We start from the raw sequence: 708 nt of genomic DNA, 5'->3' as shown, positions 1-708 counted from the left end.
GCTGCAGCGGGCGCCTCGTCTGAAAGCAATCAGCACGATGGGAGTCGGCACCAACCATTTCGATGTGGCCGCGATGAAGCGGCACGGCATCCTCGGGACGAATACCCCGGACGTTCTCGATGAGACGGTGGCCGATCTCGTCATCGCGCTGATGCTCGGGACGGCGCGCCGGGTCGCTGAGCTGGACCGCTATGTCAAGGACGGTCTATGGCGGAAGGACGACCGCGAGAAGCTGTTCGGCACCGATGTCCATCATGCGACGCTCGGCATCGTGGGGCTGGGCCGCATCGGCGAAGCGATCGCTCGCCGCGCCGTTTACGGCTTCTCGATGGAGGTGCTGTACTACAACCGCAATCGCAAGCCGGAGGCGGAGGAACGGCTGGGCATCCGCTATGCGCCGCTTGAATCGCTGCTCGGGCAGTCGGACTTCATCGCAGTCATGGTGCCGCTAACTAGCGAGACGTCGCAGTTGATCGGCCGCGAGCAATTCGGGCAGATGAAGCCCGGGGCCATCTTCATCAACGCGTCCCGCGGACAGACGGTCGATGAGGATGCGCTTGTCGATGCGCTGACAAGCGGTCGACTTCGCGCCGCGGGACTTGACGTCTTCCGGGAGGAGCCGCCCGCACGAGAGAATCCTTTGCTGCAGATGCCCAATGTGCTGACGCTGCCGCACATCGGCTCGGCCACCTTCTCCACGCGGTTGGA

General features: G+C 64.1%; 1 protein-coding gene. It reads left to right on the top strand.

Annotation, left to right across the window (positions count from 1 at the left end; all coding sequences use genetic code 11):
* Positions 1–708 (top strand): 2-hydroxyacid dehydrogenase (locus tag PKO02S_RS32110; protein ID WP_164821839.1); only part of this gene is annotated, 708 nt, incomplete at both ends.

This window comes from Paenibacillus koleovorans NBRC 103111 (assembly GCF_004000845.1).
Lineage (GTDB): Bacteria > Bacillota > Bacilli > Paenibacillales > NBRC-103111 > Paenibacillus_AA > Paenibacillus_AA koleovorans.
Note: the sequence above shows the minus strand (reverse complement) of the source record. Positions and strands in the feature narration are given on the sequence as shown.